The following is a 15,568-nucleotide window of genomic DNA, read 5'->3' as shown; positions in this document are numbered from 1 at the left end:
GCCCGGGGCCGGTGTTCGTCAGCTCACGTGGTGACCGTGCCCGTGAGCCGGCATGCGTCGGCCCAGCGAGCGGAGTCGGCGTTGCCGCGCGGCTCGACCAGCCGCGCGCAGTCGGCGATGGTCAGCTCGAGCAGTTGGTGCAGCAGCGCGTCGGGGTCGGCGACGCAGGCGTTGGCGACGCCCTCGACAGCGCAGCGGACGGCCGTCGGCGCCGCGTAGCGCTGGAACCCCTTCATCGTGGTCTGCTCGCCCTCGGCGAAGTCGTAGGCCCACCGGGCCGCGACCGGGACCTTGGCCAGTGCGTCGCGGCTGCGCTCGGTGAGCGTGCCGGCCGGCCGGTGGTCGAGCTCGTCGAGGATGCGCTCAGCCGACAGCAGCGCGACCGCCAGCACGCGCTGACGCTCCGCCGACGCCACCGGCAGGCCCGTCTGGGCGACCCGGAGCGTGATGTGGACGTCCATGCGCGGGTCGTCGGAGTCGACCCCGATGACCATGGGGACGAGTGGGGCCAGTTGCGGCCGGCGCTCGTCGGAGATGGCGTCGTTCACCAGCCGGGCGACCGCGGCCAGCAGCGGATGCGTGCAGGACGGGTGGTCGCTCCATCGCTCGCCGGCGAGGTAAGACGCGAATTCCATGAAGCACGCGCCCTTGCGTGCGTTGCGGTGTTTGCCCTTCGAAAGCACCGGCAGCATGCCAGGTGCGTCGTTGTGGAGACCGGACATGGATGCACCCCGATGGTCTTCGGCGGGTTGTGTGCTCACCATCTTGCTCCTGTTCACGCCTGGATTCCACTGCTTTGCGCCGTGCTTTTGGGTCGCGGGCGGGGGCGTCAAGAGGCGTGCCGGGCCTCCTCGGCGACGAGCACGGCGGCCGCGGCGAGCCGCTCGCGTTCGGTCGTCGTCAGTTGCGGATCGCCGCCGCGGCGGGTGGTGGCCGCGGCGAGGCGATCGAGCGGCGCGCCGCCAGCGGCGGTCAGGAACGGTCCGATCAGCGCCGCCGCGACGGGTGCCAGCGCGGCGTCCGGCCCCACGGCGACCTGCGCCAGGATCAGCGCCGAGTACACGACGTCGAGGTCGGCGGGGCCGTCGGTGGCGTTGCGCCAGTCGATCAGCACCGGCCCGTCCGGCGTCAGGATCACGTTGTCGGGGTGCAGATCGAGGTGGACGACGGTGCCGGCGGCCGGCCCGGCGGGGCGTGGAAGACCGGACGGCGGGACGGCGTGCAACCGGCGGTGCAACCCGGCCAGGACGTCGGCGGCGTCGGCGGCCGAGCGCTCGCCGTCGCGGAGGGCCTGGAGCAGCGTCGGGCCGACGAGACGATCGAGGACGAGGTCCGGACCAGTGGCCTCGTAGACGGCCGGAGCGGGGAACCCGTGGGCGCGGACGTGGGTCATGACGGAGGCCTCGGTCGCCGCGGACCCGCCGTCGCGGTAGCGGCGCAGCACCCGGCCGCCGTCGATCGCGTAGACGTCGGCGGTGCGGCCGGCGCCCACCAGCTCCAGGCCGGCCACGTCCGTCATGGCTCAGTATCCGCGGACGTGATCGACGCGGACGACGGCCGCCGCCGAGTACTGGTGCGAGAACGCCTCGGCGCTGCCGCTGACGCGGACCATGTCGGGGCCGTACTTGGCGACGTACTCGGGCGACTCGTGCGCCGGCGGGATGTCGTCGCGGAACTCGGCCCGCCCGGTGAGCACGATGACGTCGTCGCCGCGGGCGTCGCTGTTGAGGTGCAGCGCGACCCGCGGCCGATCGTCCAGCCAGTCGAGCCGGAGGGCGTGCCGGTCGTTGTAGATGACGACGTCGTCGCCGACGCGAGCGAACCAGACCGGGTTCGGCTGCGGCGTACCGCTGGGCGCGACGACCGTGAGCCAGATGACGCGCTCGTCGCGCAGGCGGTCGTGCACGCGCCGGCCGAACGCGGTGTCGGTGGCGGGGAACGGGCGGGCGTCGGTCATGGATCGAGGGTAGGCGGGCGCACCGACAGGGCTGGGGGTGCTGGTGCGCGTGGGGCGTGCTGGCGGCGGGGTGGAGCGCGCCGGCGGGGCGGGCAGAATGGCGACATGGCGACGACGGAGTTCGACGCGCTCCTCATCGGCGACGATGGCCCGGGCTGCGGCTTCGCGCTGCCGTTCGACCCGAAGGAGACGTACGGCAAGGCGCGGGCGCCGGTCCTGGTGTCCGTCAACGGCACGCCGCCCTTCCGCACGACGGTCGCCGTCTACGGGGGCGCCGGCTGGATCGGCCTGCGCAAGGCCCAGCGCGCCGACCTCGGCGTCGATGTGGGTGACACCGTGCACGTGACGATGGAGCCGGACGACCAGCCGCGCGTGGTCGACGTGCCGCGCGAACTGAGCGCCGCGCTCGCCGCCGACCCCGCGGCGCTGCGTGAGTATGAGGCGATGTCGTTCTCGCACCGCAAGCGGTACGCCGACTGGGTCGCCGAGGGCAGGAAGCAGCCAACCCGCGCCGATCGGGCGGCGAAAGCGATCCGCATGATCACGGACGGCGACCCCACGCCCTGAACCGGGCGCGCTCTGGGTAGGGCACAGCGACCGGCCACAGCGACCGGGCGTGTGAGGCGGCGGTGCGCGCGGGCGTACGGGCGCGCGGGCAGGAGTGGGTGGCAATCAGGGCAGCTCCTCCTCGGGGTCGGCGGTGGTGCTGGCGATGAGGTAGGCCTGCGGTCCCTTCTCCAGTTCAGGCTGCCGGGGCGCCCGGACCAGGCGTGCGTCGATGGTGAAGGAGGCGGCGGCGAGGAGGTCGGCGATGTGGTCGGGCGGCAGCCGGTAGGCGTCGGCGGAGACGGGATGGCCGTAGGCGTGCTCGACCCGGATCTTCTCGTCGCCCACCTGGAAGGCGAGCAGCAGGCGACCGCCCGGTCGGAGGACGCGGCGGAACTCGGTGAAGACGCCGGGAAGCAGCTCGGGCGGGGTGTGGATGATGGAGTACCACGCGACCAGGCCGGCGAGGCCGCCGTCGGGGAGGTCGAGGGCGAGCATGGAGCCGACGGTGAACGGGATGTCGGGGTGGGCGGCTCGGGCGACGTCGATCATGGCGGGGGAGAGATCGATGCCGGCGACGTCGAGGCCGCGTTGGCGCAGGTAGCCGGTGATGCGCCCCGGCCCGCAACCGACCTCCACGACCGGCCCGGCGTCGGCACCGGCGTCGGCGCCGGCGCCCACCAGCGACGTGAAGGCGTCGAGCATCGCGCGGTCGAACGGCTCGGAGGCGAGGTGGTCGCGGAGCGTCTCGGCGTACGACACGGCGACGGTGTCGTAGGCCGCGCGCGTGGCGGTGACGAAGTCGGGTTCGATCATGGTCCGGACGGTACCGGCCGGGTCCGACAAGGTCGGTGAATCGCCGGCTCGGCGGACCGCCAGCGGCGACCCGTCAACACATGTTGACAGCAGCGGCCTTGTCAGCTTATGTTGACAGCATGACCGGATCGGAAGCACGAGAGGCGGTCGACGCCGCGGCGGGAGCTGTCGACCCGGACCCGAGAGTCGGGTTGCGGGCGGTCGCGGCGCTGCGCCGGCTGGTGGAGCGGCTCGAGGCGCTGCAGGTCGAGAGCGCCCGCCGCCAGGGCTGGTCCTGGGAGGAGATCGGGGCCGCCCTCGGCGTCAGCAGGCAGGCCGTGCACAAGAAGCACACGAGGAGGTAGCGATGTTCGAGCGGTTCACCCTGGAGGCCCGCCACACCGTGATCGGGGCGCAGGAGGAGGCCCGTGAGTTGCGGCACGGCTGGATCGGCACCGAGCACGTCCTGCTGGCGCTGCTCGCCACGCCCGACGCGCCGGGGGTGGCGACGTTGACGCGGCTGGGGGTGACGGCGGAGCGGGGCCGCGACGCGGTGGTGGCGGTCGACGGCGGTGCGGCGCCGCTGGGCGACGAGGACACCGAGGCGTTGAAGGCGTTCGGCATCGACCTCGACGAGGTGCGACGGCGTGCCGAGGAGGCGTTCGGCGAGGGCGCGTTGGACGCGCCGCTGGAGTCCGGCCGCGGCAAGCGGTTCGGCGTCTTCCGCCGCCCCAAGCTGTCGGACGGCCGCCTGAGCCACATCCCGTTCGCGCCGCGGGCGAAGAAGGCGCTGGAGCTGTCGCTGCGCGAGGCGATCGCCCGCAAGGACGGCGCCATCGGGACGCAGCACATCCTGCTCGCCCTGCTGCGCAGCGACGACCAGCAGACGCGGGCGGTGTTCGAGCGGCTCGGCATCCAGCCGCGCGCCGTCCGCGAGCAGGTCCTCGCCGACCTGAGCAAGGCGGTCTGAGACCAGCGCCCGTCAGGCTTCGACGAGCCGGAAGACGGGGTGCCGGGCGGCCTCGTCGGCGAACGCGGACGGCGGGTCGGCCGGGCGGGCGTCGAAGTACGGACGGGTGACCGGCTCGGCCCGCGTGTACGCCTTCAGCACCGCGCCGGCCTCGGCGGGCTCGCACTCGACGACGGCGTAGGCGGCCTGCCAGCGGCCGCGGCGCAGCGTCACCTCGCCGGCGGCGCGGGCGTTCAACACCCAGTCGACCGCACCGTACGGCGCGACGAGGTAGCGCCGGTCGTCGTGCTTCATCACGCGCACCGGCGTGCTCCGCGGCCGGCCCGACGTCCGCCCACGCACGGTGAGCAGGGCGTACGGCGGCACCAGCCCGGCCTTCAGCGCGGGCCCGAACAGCGCGTTGCCGAGCCGGCGGGGCAGCGTCGTCCGGTACGTCTTCGCCATGAACCGATCATCGCGGGGAAGGGGACACGGAGTCGAGCCAGCGCTGCAGCAGCGCGGTCAGCGCGACCGGCGCGTCCAGCTGGACGAGGTGCCCGGCGCCGTCGATCAGCTCCAGCCGGGCGCCCGGGACGAGGGCGGCGAGCCGGTGCGCGCGGTCGACCGGGATCCAGGTGTCGCCGGTGCCCCACGCGACCAGCGTCGGCACCGAGACCGTCGGGTACAGCGGCTCGATCTCGTCGGTGTGCGCCTGGTCGGCGGCCGCGATCTGCCGGTAGAACGCCCGCTGCCCTTCCGCACCGAGCCACGGCGACGTCAGCATGGACAGCTGCGACGGCGTCAGCGTGCCGGTCGCCGCGCCCGCGACGTACGCGCGCAGCAGCGCCTCGTGCATCGCCGCCGGCAGCGCCTCGAAGACGTCGGGGTGCGAACCGACCAGCCGGTAGAACGGCGACCCCCACGGCGCCAGCGCGACGACGTCGACCAGCGTGAGTGACGCGACGGGCGCGCCGTGCAGCAGGTGCGCCCGCAGCCCGACCGCGCCGCCGATGTCGTGCGTCACCAGGTGCGGCGGCGGGCCGCCCCAGAACCGCAGCAGGTCGGCCAGCAACTCGCCCTGGACCGCCAGCGAGACGTCGTGCCCGTCGTCCTTCGACGAGCGGCCGTACCCGGGCATGTCCCACAGGTGGACGGTGTACCGGCTGCTCAGCGCGTCGGCATACGGCTCCCAGAGCGCGGACGACCACGGCGTGCCATGGCAGAGGACGACCGGGGGACCCGAACCGCGCCGGCTCCAGTGGACCCGGCGGCCGCGCCAGGAGTACTCCTCGTGCGTTTCCATCCCGGAGGAGTCTGTCAGCTTTCCCTGTGGTCCTCGCCGCCCCTCGGACCTCGCGGTCGGCGTCCGTTAGAGTCAGAGGCGTACCGATCGGCCGGGGTGCCCCGCATGGGGCTGAGATCACACCCGCCGAACCTGATCCGGGTCATGCCGGCGCAGGGAGACCGACGGTGGTGGTGTCGGCGCTCCCTTCCCGGCGGGAGGAGCTGACGTCGACGTATGACACCCACGATCCTCACCGTGGCGGGGTCCGACCCGTCCGGCGGTGCGGGCATCCAGGCCGACCTCAAGACGTTCTCGGCGCTCGGCGCGTACGGCGGGGCCGTCCTCACGGCGCTGACGGCGCAGAACACCCGCGGCGTCACCGGCGTCCTCCGGGTGCCGGGCGCGTTCGTCACCGAGCAGTTGGACGCGCTGTTCGCCGACCTCGACGTCGCCGCGGTGAAGACCGGCATGCTGGGTAGCCCGGACGTCGTCGAGGCGGTCGCCGATGCGGCCCGCCGCTACGGCATCCGGCACCTCGTCGTCGACCCGGTCATGGTCGCGACGTCGGGGGACCGGCTGGTCGACGACGCGACGGTCGAGGCCATCCGCGACCGCCTGCTGCCGCTGGCCAGCGTCGTCACGCCGAACCTGCCCGAGGCGGCGGCGCTGCTCGGGCTGCCCGCCGTCGCGCCCGAGGAGGCCGCCGACGCCGCCGCCGAGCTGCACGCCAAGGGCCCGGCGGCGCTGGTCAAGGGCGGGCACGCGGCCGGGCCGGAAGCGGTCGACGTGCTGGCCGACGACGACGGCGTGCTGGAGCTGCGCGAGCGCCGGGTCGACACCGCCAACACGCACGGCACCGGCTGCACGCTGTCGTCGGCCATCGCCGTCGGCCTCGGGCACGGGCGGCCGCTGCGCGACGCCGTCCGGGACGCCAAGACGTACCTCACCGAGGCGCTGCGCGCCGCCGACCAACTGCACGTCGGCACCGGTCACGGGCCGGTGCACCACTTCCACGCCTGGTGGACTCCGGAAGGGACCTCCGCATGACCTTCTCCGCCGACGCCTGGGCCGCCGCCGCGCCCTGGTACGACGCCATCCGCGCGCACCCGTTCGTCACCGGCCTCGCCGACGGGACGCTGGAGCGCAAGGTGTTCCTCCGCTACATCGCCGACGACGCGCACTACCTGTCCCGCTACGCCCGGGCGCTGGCGACGACGGCGGCCCGCTGGCCGGAGCCCGAGCAGGCCGCCGTCATCGCCCGGTTCGCCGCCGGCGCCGTCGACGCGGAGCGGCAGCTGCACGAGGCCCTCTTCGCCGCGGCCGGCGCGTCGCTGGACGACGCCGTCGGCGCGGTGGAGCCGACGCCGACCTGCCTCGCCTACGTCCACACCCTGCAGGCCGACGCCGTGCTGGCGCCCGCCGGGGTCGCGCTGGCCGGGCTGCTGCCGTGCTTCCGCGTCTACACCGAGGTCGGACGTGAGCTGGTGACGGTGCTGGCCGCGGACGGGGGCGACGCGCACCCGTACGAGGCGTGGCTGCGCACGTACGGCGACCCCGCGTTCGAGGCCGACACCCGGCGGGCGGAGTCGTTCGCCGACGAGCAGGCCGACCGGCACCCGGGCACCGTCGCGGCCATGCACGACGCGTACGCGCGGGCGACGCGGTTCGAGTGGATGTTCTGGGACGCTGCCTGGCGTGGCGAGACGTGGCCGGACCCGGCGTAATGTGGACGTAACGAACCGACCACCGTACGTCGCGCCGGGTGCGCTCCGGTTTACGTGGCGTTACACTCGGTCGCACCCGGGCCCAGTGTCGCGCTCGTCACACCACGCCCGACACACCCGGAGGTCTAGTCCACCGTGACCAAGCCCGTCGTACTCATCGCCGAAGAGCTCTCGCCCGCCACCGTCGACGCGCTCGGGCCCGACTTCGAGATCCGCAAGGTCGACGGCGCCGACCGCGCGGCGCTGCTGCCGGCCATCGTCGACGTCGACGCGATCCTGGTCCGCTCGGCCACCAAGGTCGACGCCGAGGCCATCGCGGCGGCGAAGAAGCTCAAGGTCATCGCCCGCGCCGGCGTCGGCCTCGACAACGTCGACGTGAAGGCCGCCACGCAGGCCGGCGTCATGGTCGTCAACGCGCCCACGTCCAACATCACCAGCGCCGCGGAGCTGGCCATCGGCCTGCTGCTGGCCACCGCCCGCAACATCGCCCCGGCCGACAAGGCGCTCAAGGGCGGCGAGTGGAAGCGCAGCAAGTACTCCGGCGTCGAGCTGTACGAGAAGACGGTCGGCATCGTGGGCCTCGGCCGCATCGGCGTCCTCGTGGCGCAGCGGCTGTCGTCGTTCGGCATGAACGTCATCGCCTACGACCCCTACGTGCCGGCCGCGCGGGCCGCGCAGATGGGCGTGCGCAGCGTGTCGCTCGACCAGCTGCTCGAGGAGAGCGACTTCATCACCGTCCACCTGCCGAAGACGCCCGAGACCGTCGGCCTCATCGGCGAGCAGGCGCTGCGCAAGGTGAAGCCGTCGGTGCGGGTCATCAACGCGGCGCGCGGCGGCATCGTCGACGAGCACGCGCTCGCCCTGGCGCTCAAGGAGGGCCGGGTCGCCGGCGCCGGCATCGACGTGTTCGCGTCCGAGCCGACCACCGAGTCGCCGCTGTTCGACTTCGAGTCGGTCGTCGTCACGCCGCACCTCGGCGCGTCCACCGACGAGGCCCAGGAGAAGGCGGGCGTGTCGGTGGCGCGCTCCGTCCGGCTGGCCCTCGCGGGCGAGCTGGTGCCCGACGCCGTCAACGTCAAGGGCGGCGCCATCGCCGAGGACGTCCGGCCCGGCATCCCGCTGGCCGAGAAGCTCGGCCGCATCTTCACCGCGCTGGCCGCCGGCGTCGCGACGCAGCTCGACGTCGAGGTCCGCGGCGAGATCACCGCGCACGACGTGAAGATCCTCGAGCTGGCCGCGCTGAAGGGGGTCTTCGCCGACGTCGTCGAGGACCCGGTCTCCTACGTCAACGCGCCGCTCATCGCCGCCGACCGCGGTGTCGAGGTCCGGCTGATCACCGACGAGGAGTCGGCCGACTACCGCAACCTCGTCACGCTGCGCGGCGTGCTGGCCGACGGGCGGACGGTGTCCGTGTCGGGCACGCTGTCCGGGCCGAAGCACGTCGAGAAGATCGTCGAGGTGCTGGGCTACGACATCGAGGTGGTGCCGGCCGAGCACATGGCGTTCCTGCGCTACACCGACCGGCCGGGCGTCGTCGGCACCGTCGGGCGGGTGCTCGGCGAGGCCGACGTCAACATCGCCGGCATGCAGGTCAGCCGCACCGGCAAGGGCGGCCAGGCGCTCGTCGCCATGACCGTCGACCAGGCCGTCCCGGGCCAGGTGCTCGACGACATCGTCGCCGCCATCGGCGCCGAGTGGGGCCGCACCGCCGACCTCGACGGCTGAGGTTCCTCCGTACGTCCCGGACTCCCGCCGCGCCCACGGTGGCGCGGCGGGAGTCCGTGCGTTCCGATCTCGCATCCTGAGACCAACCGCCATTCCGCGAGACGGCGGTCGTCGAGCTTCATATGCTAGGACGACCGAGTACATCAGTGGGGTGCCCATGACCGAAGAACAGCAGCAGGCCCTGGAGGCCCGGCACGCGTTGCAGGAGGCCATCGACCGTCGCGACAACGGCGGCGAGTACGGCCGGAGTGAGCTCTCCAGTACCAGTCGCTGACCAGGGCCGACGCGACCCGCGTCCGAATCGCGGGACGCAGGTGCCATCATGTGGACGACGGTCGTACGGTGTGGGCCATGTCGCGCAGTCTCAACCTGGCAGTCATCCCGGGTGACGGGATCGGTACCGAGGTCGTCACCGAGGGTCTGAAGGTGCTCGACGCCGTGCTGGCGGGCACCGACGTCAAGGTCGGCGCCACGACGTACGACCTGGGCGCCAAGCGCTGGCACGCGACCGGCGAGACGCTGCCCGACGCCGTGCTCGAGGAGCTGCGCGGGCACGACGCCATCCTGCTCGGCGCCGTGGGCGACCCGGACGTGCCGAGCGGCGTGCTGGAGCGCGGGCTGCTGCTCCGGCTGCGCTTCGAGCTCGACCACTACGTGAACCTGCGCCCGTCCCGCCTGTTCCCGGGCGTCGCCACCCCGCTGCGTGACCCCGGCGAGGTCGACTTCGTCGTCGTCCGCGAGGGGACCGAGGGTCCGTACGTCGGCAACGGCGGCGCGCTGCGCGTCGGCACGCCGCACGAGGTCGCCAACGAGGTCAGCGTCAACACCGCGTTCGGCGTCGAGCGGGTGGTGCGCGACGCGTTCGCCCGCGCGCAGGCCCGGCCGCGCCGGAAGCTCACCTACGTGCACAAGCACAACGTGCTGGTGCACGCCGGGCACCTGTGGCGGCGGACGGTCGAGCGGGTCGGCCAGGAGTTCCCCGACGTCGCCGTCGACTACCTGCACGTCGACGCCGCCACGATCTTCTTCGTCACCGACCCCGGCCGGTTCGACGTCATCGTCACCGACAACCTGTTCGGCGACATCCTCACCGACCTCGCGGCCGCCATCACCGGCGGCATCGGCCTCGCGGCCAGCGGCAACGTCAACCCCGACCGCACCGCGCCGTCCATGTTCGAGCCGGTGCACGGCTCCGCGCCCGACATCGCCGGTCAGGGCGTCGCCGACCCGACCGCCACCGTGCTGTCGGTGAGCCTGCTGCTCGACCACCTCGGGCTGTCCGAGCAGGCCGGCCGCATCGTCGACGCCGTCGCGGCGGACCTGAGCGAGCGGGGAACGACGGCGCGCCGCACGACCGAGATCGGCGACGCGCTCGCCGCCCGCGTCACGGCCTGACGCCGCCCGTGGCATAGAGCGCCTCGACGCTGCCGGACGGGTAGGACTTCGCGCTGCGCAGCGTCAGGTCCTGGCGCGCGGCCAGGTCGGCGAACATCGAGCTGCCGCGGCCGAGGACCACGGGACTGACCTTGAGCCAGTACTCGTCGACGAGGCCGGCCGCGGCCAGCCCGCGCAGGGTCTTGACGCCGCCGAACGCCACGATCGCCGCGCCGTCGACCTCCTTGAGCCGGCGGACCCGGTCCACACCGTCGCCCGCGGCCAGCCGCGAGTTCGGCCAGATGCTGACGTCGAAGCCGTCGTCGTTCGTCAGCACGACCTTCGGGGTGGCGTTCAGCCAGTCGGCCATCGGGCTGTCGACCTTCGTCCAGTACGCCTCCATGTCGAGGAAGGTCTGGCGGCCGACGAGGATGGTGTCGGCGGTCGAGCGGAACCTCTCGGCCAGGTCGTTCTCCAGCTCGGGGTCGTCGGCGATGAAGTCGAGCGAGGCGAGGTCGTCGTGCGGCCCCGCCATGTAGCCGTCGACGGTGACGTTGCAGGACACGATCAGGGATCGCATGGGGTATCTCCTTGGAATGACGGATCGGCTCAACTGATCAGCGTGCTACAGCAGGAGCAGGAGTTGAACGGCCAATAGGACGTCGATCACGCCACACCACTCGGCGAACGATCGCGCCACCACCCGGTCGAGACGGAGGTGGACGAAGTCCCACACGCCGTGCAGGAACCAGCCGGCCGCGACCAGGACGACGCCGAGGTCCGGCCGCGTCGCGAGCAGTGCCAGCCCCGCGAACGTCAGCACGCCGAAGCCGGCGAGGCCGAGCGCCTGCACGCGCAGGGAGCCGTCCCGGCGCAGCTCGCCGTCGGCCACGCTCCAGGCCAGTACGACGAGCGCCAGCGACGACAGGACGACGGCGGGCGAGACGAGGTCGAGCGTGCGGGCGATCACGACGATCGCGATGATCGACCCGACCACCGGCCAGGTCGCCCGGCGCCGTCCCAGCTTGGCGACCGTCAGGTAGGCCAGCGGCAGCATCATCAGGGCGTTGCCCAGGCTGTCGGCGAGCACGCCGGCCTCCGGCGCGCCGCCCAGGAAGCCGGGGAGCGAGATCGCGACGGCGACCGCCGTGGGCCACCGTGCCAGGACGCGCCGGAGCGCGCCGCTCTCCGGTGTGGTGGTCAGGTTCGTGTCCATGTGACCACCGTGCCGGACGGGCCGCGCAAGCCGCCCATGCACATTGTCACGTCTTGTCGTGCGCCCCGGGACGCTCAGATCCAGCCGGAGTCCCGCGCCAGCTCGAACGCCTCGGCCCGGGTCGCGACGCCGAGTTTCTGGGTCACCCGGGAGAGCTGGTTGCGCACCGTGCCGGGCGAGAGGAACAGCTCGCGGGCGACGTCGCGGATCGGCCGGTCGGCGTTGGCGCAGCGCAGGACGACGGCCTCGCGGTTGGTCAGCGGCGACGGCGGCGCGGTGAGGGCCTCGGCGCCGAGGATCGGGTCGACGTAGCGGTGCCCTTCGTGGACGCGCCGGACCACGTCGGCCAGCGCCGTGCCCGGCGCTCCCTTGGCGAGGAATCCGCGGGCGCCGGAGGCCAGCGCCTGCCGCAGCACCAGCGGCCGGCCGTGCCCGGTGAGGATCACCGCCGCGCACTCGGGCAGCGCCCGGCCCAGCTCCGCGACGACCTCGAGCCCGTCCAGCCCGGGCATCTGCAGGTCGAGCACCGCGACGTCCGGACGGTGCCGCAGCGCGAGGTCCAGGGCGGCCCGGCCGTCGGCAGCGGCCGCGACGACGTCGATGTCGGGCTCGCGAGCCAGCAGCCCGGCGAGGGCGACCCGGATCAGCTCCTCGTCCTCCGCGAGCAGCACCCTGATCGTCGCATCGTCGTCGTTCGCCTCGTCGCGCACACGGACAGTGTCCGGATCGGGCGGCCGCGACGCAATGTCACGAGCGCTGCCGCCCCGGGAGGTCCACCCGCAGCTCGAAGCCGCCGTCGACCCGCCCGGCGGTCAGGGTCGCGCCGAGGTCGGCCGAGCGGACGGCCAGCCCGGCCAGGCCGGTGCCGCCCGGCCGGTCCGAGCCGGTTCCGGGGAGGTCCCCGGAACCGCCGCCGTCGTCGACGACCACGAAGGCGCGGCCACCCGGTGCGGCGGTGAGGCCGATCCGGACCCGCTCGGCCCGCGCGTGACGCAGGATGTTCGTGACGGCCTCGCGGACGACGGCGGCGAGCAGGGCCGACTCGGCCGCTGTCAGGGGCAGCGGTGCCAGCTCGACCCCGACCTCGACGCCGGCGGACGTCAGCACCAGCCGCGCCGACTCGAGCTGGTGCCGCAGGTCCGTCACGGTGTCGCCGTGGACGGCCTGCCGCACCTCGACGAGGGTGGCCGCGGCGACCTGCCTGATCCCGTCGCTCTCGGCGCGCGCCTGCTCGGGATCGGTGCCGGCCAGGCCGGCGGCCAGCTCGGCCTTGAGCGCGATCACCGTCAGACGATGTCCGAGCAGGTCGTGCAACTCCCGGCTCATCCGCAGCCGCTCCTCGGCCACCGCCAGCGCCGCGTCGGACTCCCGGGCCCGTTCCGTGCCGTGCAGCAGCGCCAGCAGCCAGACCAGCGCGTGCTGCATCACCACCATCGCGATCGTGGCGCCCCCGAGCGTCAGCAGCTGTGTCAGGGCGGACGTGCCGAAGGCGAGCGCCCCCGCCGTCGCCGCCACCGTGAACGCCGCAACGACGCCCGCCGTGACGGCCCACGGCATGGCGACGGCGACCGCACCGGCCACCATCCCGGCCAGCCACGCCCACGGAGCCTCGTCCGGGCCGGCCCACTGGAAGGCCGGCCACCACAACGCCAGCGTGAGGACGACCGCGGCTCCGGCCGGCGCGCGGCGGGCGCCGGCGTCGACCCGGGCGCTGGTGGCGGCCCGCAGCATCAGGCTGACGGCGACGGCGGCGGCCAGCAGTCCCGCCGCGAACGCGACCTCGAGCGGGCGCGACGGCGGCTGCGTCATTCGCCAGGGGATGACCAGCAGCCACACCGAGTTGCCGATCAGGACGGTGAGGACGACCCGGCGCGCGGTCGTGAACTCAGGCATGTGCCCACCCTCTCGCGGGTTCGATCCGGCGCGGTCCCATACGCCGAGCCTCGCAGCCGCGCCCCGCAGCGCGGACATGACGCCAGTCATGCCCCGCCGTGACGACGTGCTCCCGATCTTGACACCCCCTGACCCACCCACTTGTATGTGACATGGCACAAATCGGAACCTTCGGACATGGGAGACAGGCGTGGTCAGAGCCCGCAGGTTGCTCGCTGTACCCGTCGCCCTCACGCTGACCGCGACCGCCGCGGTCGCCACCAGCGTGGGAGCCGGCGCCGACGAACCCGGCATCGTCGTCGAGGACGGCGTGACCCAGCCCGTCTTCGGCTACGACGACGCGATCCGCGAGCGCGTCTTCATCACGTCGCCGTACGACTCGGACGCGAACGGCGAACTCGACGTCATCGCCATCGACATCATGCGCCCGGCCGCCAGCGAGCAGGGGCTCGACGTCCCGGTGATCATGGACCCGAGCCCGTACTACTCGACCCTCGGCCGCGGCAACGAGTCGGAGCTGAAGGCCGACCTCGACGGCGACGGGCTGCTGGACCGCTGGCCGCTGTTCTACGACAACTACTTCGTGCCGCGCGGCTACGCCGTGGTCCTGATGGACATGATCGGCACCAACAACTCGACCGGCTGCCCGACGGTGCACGACGACTCGGACAACCTGTCGCCGAAGGTCGTCATCGACTGGCTGAACGGCCGCATCCCCGGCGTCGACGCGAACGGCGACGAGGTCATGGCCGACTGGCACAACGGGAAGACCGGCCTGATCGGCAAGTCCTACGACGGGACGCTGGCGAACGGCACCGCGGTGTCCGGCGTCGAAGGGCTGACCACGATCGTCCCGATCAGCGCGATCTCCAGCTACTACGACTACACCCGCAGCAACGGCGTCGTGCAGCGCGGCAACAACTATCTCGCCAGCCTCGCCAACACGGTGACGAACCCGGACCGCCGCGACCACTGCCGCCCGGTCCGCGACGTCCTCTCCGCCAACGACGGCGACGAGACCGGCGACTACACGCCGTTCTGGCACGTCCGCGACTACAACCGCGACGTCGACAAGGTGAAGGCCAGCGTCTTCGTCGTGCACGGCCTGAACGACGAGAACGTCCGCCCCGACCACTTCAGCAAGTGGTGGTACGGCCTCGCCGAGAACGACGTGCCGCGCAAGCTCTGGCTGACCCAGACCGGCCACATCGACCCGTTCGACTTCCGCCGCGACGCGTGGGTCGACGAGATCCACAAGTGGTTCGACTTCTGGCTCCACGACGTCGACAACGGGATCATGGACGAGCCGATCGTCGACATCGAGCGCGCGCCCGACGTGTGGGAGACGGCGAACGACTGGCCGATCCCGGGGTCGCGGCCGACGCGCGTCTGGCTGGAGCCGAACCCGGGCGCGTCCGGCGGCCTCTCCGTCATCCCGAACCGCCCGCTCGACCCGGCGCTGAGCTTCACCGACGACCCGGGCCAGCGCGAGACGGCGATGGTGTCGAACGAGCAGACGGTGACGCCGAACCGGCTGGTCTACCTGTCCGAGCCGCTGACGGGGCCGCTGCACATCTCCGGGACGCCGACGGTCCAGCTGCAGGCGACGGTGAACGCGGAGGACACCAACTTCGGCGCGATCCTGGTCGACTACGGGCCGGCCGAGCGGGTGCAGCGGGCCGGCGACGGCGTCGTCACCGGCACCGTCGAGGACTGCTGGGGCGACACCGCCACCTGGGGCGGCTACGCGGAGGACGCCTGCTACAAGGAGGTGTTCAAGCGGGTCGCGCTCACCCAGCGCGAGGTGGTGACCAAGGGGATCGTCGACGGGGTCAACCTGTACGACTACAGCACACCGACGCCGCTGGTGCCGGGCGCCAAGTACGACGTCGAGTTCCCGCTGCTGCCGGAGGACTACGTGTTCCCGGAGGGGCACCGCATCGGCGTGATCATCGTCGGCAGCTACCGCGACTACGGCAGCCAGGCCGACCCCCATCGCGCCACGATCTCGATCCTGCCGCAGCGCAGCCTCATCGAGTTGCCGATCGTCGGCGGCCGGGCCGCGGCCTCGGCCGCCGGCCTGGAGTAGCGCACGACTCACTGG

18 protein-coding genes and 1 riboswitch are annotated in these 15,568 nt (G+C 73.0%); of the genes, 8 read left to right on the top strand and 10 right to left on the bottom strand.

Annotated elements, in window-relative coordinates; genetic code table 11:
• Nucleotides 1-23: 23 nt before the first annotated feature.
• The 3 genes from ACW62_RS34070 to ACW62_RS15355 form a co-directional block, all read right to left on the bottom strand.
• A complete protein-coding gene (locus ACW62_RS34070; protein WP_157574781.1) occupies nucleotides 24-635 on the bottom strand; it encodes a hypothetical protein in 612 nt (203 codons plus the stop codon).
• Nucleotides 636-829: 194 nt separating this feature from the next.
• On the bottom strand, nucleotides 830-1,519 hold the full coding sequence (locus tag ACW62_RS15360) for a phosphotransferase (RefSeq protein ID WP_053204993.1): 690 nt from the start codon (nucleotides 1,517-1,519) through the stop codon (nucleotides 830-832).
• Nucleotides 1,520-1,522: 3 nt separating this feature from the next.
• Nucleotides 1,523-1,957, bottom strand: a complete 435-nt coding sequence (locus ACW62_RS15355) for a TIGR03667 family PPOX class F420-dependent oxidoreductase (RefSeq protein WP_053204992.1) — start codon at nucleotides 1,955-1,957, stop codon at nucleotides 1,523-1,525.
• Nucleotides 1,958-2,062: 105 nt separating this feature from the next.
• Here ACW62_RS15355 and ACW62_RS15350 point away from each other — a divergent pair, with 105 nt between their 5' ends.
• Nucleotides 2,063-2,524 (top strand): YdeI/OmpD-associated family protein, encoded by a 462-nt coding sequence (locus ACW62_RS15350; RefSeq protein ID WP_053204991.1) that lies wholly within the window; start codon nucleotides 2,063-2,065, stop codon nucleotides 2,522-2,524.
• A 105-nt stretch (nucleotides 2,525-2,629) separates the two neighbouring features.
• Here the strand turns inward: ACW62_RS15350 and ACW62_RS15345 are convergent, their stop codons facing one another.
• Nucleotides 2,630-3,319, bottom strand: a complete 690-nt coding sequence (locus ACW62_RS15345; protein WP_053204990.1) for a class I SAM-dependent DNA methyltransferase — start codon at nucleotides 3,317-3,319, stop codon at nucleotides 2,630-2,632.
• A 119-nt stretch (nucleotides 3,320-3,438) separates the two neighbouring features.
• Between ACW62_RS15345 and ACW62_RS15340 the strand changes: the two genes are divergently transcribed.
• Both ACW62_RS15340 and ACW62_RS15335 read left to right on the top strand, forming a co-directional pair.
• Nucleotides 3,439-3,663 carry a hypothetical protein gene (locus tag ACW62_RS15340; protein WP_053204989.1) on the top strand — a complete coding sequence of 75 codons (225 nt, stop codon included), beginning with the start codon at nucleotides 3,439-3,441 and terminating at the stop codon, nucleotides 3,661-3,663.
• Nucleotides 3,664-3,665: 2 nt separating this feature from the next.
• Nucleotides 3,666-4,268 (top strand): Clp protease N-terminal domain-containing protein, encoded by a 603-nt coding sequence (locus tag ACW62_RS15335; protein ID WP_053204988.1) that lies wholly within the window; start codon nucleotides 3,666-3,668, stop codon nucleotides 4,266-4,268.
• Between the two features lie 12 nt (nucleotides 4,269-4,280).
• On the opposite strand, the gene ACW62_RS15330 is transcribed toward ACW62_RS15335, so the two are convergent.
• Both ACW62_RS15330 and ACW62_RS15325 read right to left on the bottom strand, forming a co-directional pair.
• Nucleotides 4,281-4,712, bottom strand: coding sequence for a nitroreductase family deazaflavin-dependent oxidoreductase (locus ACW62_RS15330; protein ID WP_053204987.1), 432 nt, complete (start codon nucleotides 4,710-4,712; stop codon nucleotides 4,281-4,283).
• A 7-nt stretch (nucleotides 4,713-4,719) separates the two neighbouring features.
• Nucleotides 4,720-5,550, bottom strand: a complete 831-nt coding sequence (locus ACW62_RS15325; protein WP_053204986.1) for an alpha/beta fold hydrolase — start codon at nucleotides 5,548-5,550, stop codon at nucleotides 4,720-4,722.
• An 82-nt stretch (nucleotides 5,551-5,632) separates the two neighbouring features.
• Nucleotides 5,633-5,727, top strand: a riboswitch (TPP riboswitch).
• Nucleotides 5,728-5,766: 39 nt separating this feature from the next.
• Here ACW62_RS15325 and thiD point away from each other — a divergent pair.
• From thiD to ACW62_RS15305, 4 genes are all read left to right on the top strand, one after another.
• The gene (gene thiD / locus ACW62_RS15320) at nucleotides 5,767-6,579 is read left to right on the top strand and encodes a bifunctional hydroxymethylpyrimidine kinase/phosphomethylpyrimidine kinase (RefSeq protein ID WP_053204985.1); all 813 of its coding nucleotides are present in this window, start codon (nucleotides 5,767-5,769) and stop codon (nucleotides 6,577-6,579) included.
• Nucleotides 6,576-7,256: a TenA family protein gene (locus tag ACW62_RS15315; protein ID WP_053204984.1), complete on the top strand. Its 681-nt coding sequence runs from the start codon at nucleotides 6,576-6,578 to the stop codon at nucleotides 7,254-7,256. The genes thiD and ACW62_RS15315 overlap by 4 nt, the downstream gene beginning before the upstream one ends.
• 135 nt (nucleotides 7,257-7,391) lie before the next feature.
• On the top strand, nucleotides 7,392-8,981 hold the full coding sequence (serA, locus tag ACW62_RS15310; protein WP_053204983.1) for a phosphoglycerate dehydrogenase: 1,590 nt from the start codon (nucleotides 7,392-7,394) through the stop codon (nucleotides 8,979-8,981).
• Nucleotides 8,982-9,332: 351 nt separating this feature from the next.
• Nucleotides 9,333-10,376 carry a 3-isopropylmalate dehydrogenase gene (locus ACW62_RS15305; RefSeq protein ID WP_053204982.1) on the top strand — a complete coding sequence of 348 codons (1,044 nt, stop codon included), beginning with the start codon at nucleotides 9,333-9,335 and terminating at the stop codon, nucleotides 10,374-10,376.
• On the opposite strand, the gene ACW62_RS15300 is transcribed toward ACW62_RS15305, so the two are convergent.
• The 4 genes from ACW62_RS15300 to ACW62_RS15285 form a co-directional block, all read right to left on the bottom strand.
• A complete protein-coding gene (locus ACW62_RS15300) occupies nucleotides 10,366-10,935 on the bottom strand; it encodes a dihydrofolate reductase family protein (RefSeq protein ID WP_053204981.1) in 570 nt (189 codons plus the stop codon). The two genes, ACW62_RS15305 and ACW62_RS15300, sit on opposite strands and share 11 nt — an antisense overlap.
• Nucleotides 10,936-10,980: 45 nt before the next feature.
• Nucleotides 10,981-11,571 carry a hypothetical protein gene (locus ACW62_RS15295; RefSeq protein ID WP_053204980.1) on the bottom strand — a complete coding sequence of 197 codons (591 nt, stop codon included), beginning with the start codon at nucleotides 11,569-11,571 and terminating at the stop codon, nucleotides 10,981-10,983.
• A 74-nt stretch (nucleotides 11,572-11,645) separates the two neighbouring features.
• Nucleotides 11,646-12,281: a response regulator transcription factor gene (locus ACW62_RS15290; protein WP_240477316.1), complete on the bottom strand. Its 636-nt coding sequence runs from the start codon at nucleotides 12,279-12,281 to the stop codon at nucleotides 11,646-11,648.
• 37 nt (nucleotides 12,282-12,318) lie between these two features.
• Nucleotides 12,319-13,464, bottom strand: coding sequence for a sensor histidine kinase (locus ACW62_RS15285; protein ID WP_053204979.1), 1,146 nt, complete (start codon nucleotides 13,462-13,464; stop codon nucleotides 12,319-12,321).
• Nucleotides 13,465-13,672: 208 nt separating this feature from the next.
• Between ACW62_RS15285 and ACW62_RS15280 the strand changes: the two genes are divergently transcribed.
• Complete coding sequence (locus tag ACW62_RS15280; protein WP_205629374.1) at nucleotides 13,673-15,553, top strand: Xaa-Pro dipeptidyl-peptidase; 1,881 nt, start codon at nucleotides 13,673-13,675, stop codon at nucleotides 15,551-15,553.
• Nucleotides 15,554-15,568: the final 15 nt, after the last annotated feature.

Source organism: Jiangella muralis, from assembly GCF_001270745.1.
Classification (GTDB): domain Bacteria; phylum Actinomycetota; class Actinomycetes; order Jiangellales; family Jiangellaceae; genus Jiangella; species Jiangella muralis.
The sequence above is the reverse complement of the archived record's forward strand: the minus strand, read 5'-3'. Positions and strand labels throughout refer to the sequence as shown.